The organism is Promicromonospora sp. NPDC060204, from assembly GCF_042728455.1.
Lineage (GTDB): Bacteria > Actinomycetota > Actinomycetes > Actinomycetales > Cellulomonadaceae > Promicromonospora.
The window spans coordinates 1-3989 of the sequence record NZ_JBHWZO010000390.1; the positions used below are offsets into that span (position 1 = coordinate 1).

The 3989-nt window shown below is 74.5% G+C and carries 3 protein-coding genes; 2 read left to right on the forward strand and 1 reads right to left on the reverse strand.

Annotated features, from left to right (window positions below; all coding sequences use genetic code 11):
* Window positions 1–1289: HNH endonuclease signature motif containing protein (locus ACFWEJ_RS27795; RefSeq protein ID WP_377232397.1), on the forward strand; the 1289-nt coding region annotated here is incomplete at its 5' end.
* Between the two features lie 477 nt (window positions 1290–1766).
* On the opposite strand, the gene ACFWEJ_RS27800 is transcribed toward ACFWEJ_RS27795, so the two are convergent.
* Entirely contained in the window at window positions 1767–2483 is a 717-nt protein-coding gene (locus ACFWEJ_RS27800) for a pyridoxamine 5'-phosphate oxidase family protein (RefSeq protein WP_377232399.1), read from the reverse strand.
* A 324-nt stretch (window positions 2484–2807) separates the two neighbouring features.
* On the opposite strand from ACFWEJ_RS27800, the gene ACFWEJ_RS27805 reads away from it, so the two are divergent.
* The coding region (locus ACFWEJ_RS27805) for a PLP-dependent aminotransferase family protein (RefSeq protein WP_377232398.1) at window positions 2808–3989 on the forward strand (1182 nt) is incomplete at its 3' end.

The following is a 3989-nucleotide window of genomic DNA, read 5'->3' on the forward strand; positions in this document are numbered from 1 at the left end:
ACCACGCCATCACCCTCTACCTGCCCCAGGCCCCCGACCACACCCGGCGATGGCTACGCGACAAGATGAACCAGCACGCCACCCACCTGCACGGCTCCACCGAGGTCGCCAAGCACGCCACCACCCGCCGCGCCGTCTACCTCGACCCCGCCGACAACTCCATGGCCTGGATCAGCGCCCACCTGCCCGCCACCGACGCGGCCGCCGTCTGGGACACCATCGAACAAACCGCCCACACGTTGCGCCGCACACCCGGCAACACCCGCACCCTGACCCAGGCCCGCGCCGACGCCCTCGTCGCCATCACCACCGGCCGCATCATCGTCCCGCCCCAACCCGAATGCACCCCCAACAGCGCCACCCCGCAAGGCACGGGCACGGGCACGGGCACGGGCACGGGCACGGGCACGGGCACGGGCACGGGCACGGGCACGGGCACGGGCGAGCAGACCATGCCGCGCACCACCGCGCCCGCCACCGGGTGCACCTGCGGCGGGTGCCTGTGCGGCGGCACGAACGTCCGCGTCGTCACGACCAAGCCCCAGATCAAGGTCACCGTCCCGGCCACCATGCTCCTCGGCCTGGACAACACCCCCGGCCACCTTCACGGGTACGGTCCGATCCCCGCCGAGACCGCCGCCCGCATCGCGACCGACGCGACCTGGCAACGCCTGATCACCGACCCCGTCACGGGTGTCCTGACCGACTACTCCACCACGACCTACCAACCCGGCAAGATCCTGCGGCAAGCCGTCACCCAACGCGACCAGACCTGCTGCTTCCCGCAGTGCGACCGACCCGCCCGCTGGGCAGACCTCGACCACATCAACCCCTACGACCACCACCTCGACCCCACCCAGCAACCACCCGGCACACCCGGACAGACCCGCGCCACCAACCTCCAACCCCTGTGCCGCGCACACCACCTCGCCAAAACACACGGCGGGTGGAACGTCACCCGCGACCCCGACACCGGAAACACCACCTGGACCGCACCCACCGGCCACACCCACACGCGACCACCCACCCAGGTGGGCCCTGTCGCAACGGACCGCACGGACCGCACGGACCGCACGGACGCCACCCACCACACGGCCACCGACCGCACCGACGCCGCTGATAGCGGGGACACAGATACCGACGACACCGACATCACGAGCCTCGGTGAGGACGTGCGCCAGCTCCTCGGACGGCGAGCCCCGGACGGCCGAGCCAGCACCCGCGCCCCTGCCGGCGCACCCGGCGCTGCTGGAGCGCGCCGTCCTGATCCTGGGGAGCCGCCTTTCTGATCACCCAGGTCATCAAGCAGAGCGACCGGCGTCGAACGAACGACGACCTGGCGCCGCGCACCACGGCACCACGGCACCACGGCACCACGGCACCACGGCACCACGGCACCACGGCACCACGGCACCACGGCACCCAACCGGATGATTGAGCGGACAGGGCCAACGCGCAGCCGTGACCAACCGGGCGCACAAGGAGGTCGCGCGAGCAGACACATGAGCGCCCCTGGTGCACGGTCGGCCAGCCCATGTGCCTGAGCCGCCGGACCCGAGGCGACCTCGGGACCTCAGCGCCATGGCGGAAGAACGCAGACACGAACGAGTCCCGCCGAGCCATCAGACAGAGCCGTCGATCGGTCAGTCCTGGCAGCCGGTCAGACCTGGGACCTCCGGCTCGGCCGGCCGATCACGGCCGCTCGCCATCACCCAGAACCTCGCCATCCAGCCCGTCGCCGTCCAGTCCCTCGACGACGGCGCCCGTCACCGCTCGCCACCACCCAGCTCTGCAGCACGGCGCAGAACGAGCTCCGGCACCTCGTCGGTGACGTAGTCCTCGGTGACGGGCGCCGAGGCGACCCGCCGCACCGGCACGAGCCCGGCCCAGCCGTCGAGCTCCAGGTCGCCGGGTTCGAGCGTGGCTCCGCCCTCGCGCTGCTTCATCGAGGCCTCGGCGAGCGGCAACGCGATCACCACGGTCGCCGCGAGCTCCTTGCGGGTCGGGGGCCGCAGGGTCGCGGCGCGCCCGGGCACCATGTGGTCCACGATCAGGTCGAGCGCCCGGCGCCGCTCCCCCGGGTCGGTCACCCGGCGGGGCCGCCCGATCACCACCGCCGACCGGTAGTTCATCGAGTGGTGGAAGCCGGTCCGCGCCAGCACCAGGCCGTCCAGCTCGGTCACCGTGACGCACACGTCCTGCTCCAGTGCCGGCGCGAGCCAGCCGGCCGCGACCGAGCCGTGCAGGTACAGGCTTCCGCCGTCGTCGGGCCCGGCGGGGTCGACCGCGAAGGCGGTGGGCAGGACCACCGGGTGCGCGCCGGCCACGACCCCCAGGTGTGCGATCAGCGCGTCGGCCAGCAACGCCATGAGCCGGTCCCGCTCGTCGACCTGACGGTTACGTCCGCGGGTCGGCGTCGTCCGGTCCGTGGGCGACAGCGGGGCCGCGGACGCGGCGGGTGCGGACGGGCCGGGCGCAGACAGGCCGGGCGCAGACTGGCCGGGCGCAGACCGGCCAGGTGCGGACCGGCCAGGTGCGGGCGAACCAGACGTGGACGGGACGGGCGCGGACGCATCTGGCACGGACGTATCCGGCACGGACGTGTCGGGCACCGGACTCCCGGATGCGGCCGGTCCCGGCGTGAGCTGCTGTGTCGTCATACGGCTAGCCTGGCCCTCGAGTGGCCCATCAGCACGGGCCAGTTCTCGGCCAGTTGAACAGGCCACTCGACTGAGACAGGTCACTCGACACCGCACCCCCGCACCCGCCGACACCACACCACACCACCCCGACCGGAAAGCCCCAACATGCTCCCCGTCCGACTCGTCCGCACCCGCGCCGAACCCCTCCCCGCCCAGCTCGCCGCCGCCGTCCGCGCACTCGTGACCGACGGGACGCTCAGCACCGGCGACCGGCTGCCCTCCAGTCGCGCGCTGGCGGCCGACCTGGGTGTGGCGCGCGCCGTCGTCGAGCAGGCGTACGACCAGCTCCTGGCCGAGGCGTGGGTCTCCACCCGGCGCGGCGCCGGCACGTTCGTGGCCTCCGGAGAGACGCTCCCGGCGCAGCCGCGGCCGAACCGGCCCGCCACGCGAGCCACCGAGTACACGCACCTGGACGCGGGCACGCCCTGGATCGACCCGCGCCAGCTCGCGGGCTGGCGCCGGGCCTGGCGGGAGGTCTCCGCGACGACGCCACCGCGGGGCTACCCCGACCCGGGCGGGCTCCCGGAGCTGCGGGAGGCCCTCGCCGAGCGCCTCGCCCGCACCCGCGGCCTGACCGTGGGACCCGACGAGATCCTGCTGACCAGCGGCTCCACGGATGCCCTCCGCCAGCTCCTGGGGGCGCTCGGCCCCGGCGACGTCCTGGTCGAGGACCCGGGCTACCGGGCCGCCGTGGAGACGATCCGTGCGGCGGGGCGCCGCGTCGTCGACCATCCGGCGCTGGCGCCCGTCACCGGCCTGGCCGGGTGCGCCGCCGCGTACGTCACACCCGCGCACCAGCACCCGCTGGGCCGGGTCATGCCGGCGGCGGACCGGCTCGCGCTGCTGGCGGCCGCCCGCGCCGCGGGCGCCGTGGTGGTCGAGGACGACTACGACTCCGAGTTCCGGTACGACGTCGCCCCCGTGCCCGCCCTGGCGGCCCTCGACCGGTCGTGCGTGGCCTACGTCGGGACGGCGTCCAAGTCGGTCAGCCCCGGCCTGCGGCTCGGGTGGCTCGTCGCACCGCCGGCGGTCCACGAGCGACTCCTGGACCGCCGGGCGATCACCCACGACACCCCGCCCTGGCCCAACCAGCGCGCCCTGCTGACCCTGCTGCGCGACGGCTGGGTCGACAAGGTGGTGCGCGCCGCGCGCCGCGTCTACGCCGACCGGGCGCCCCGCGTCGCCGCCGCCATGGCGCCGCACGCCGAGCTCGCCGGGCCGCTGGCCGGGATGTACTCGACGTGGCTGACCAGCCCGGAGGCGGCCGCCGCGGCGCGGGCGTCGGCC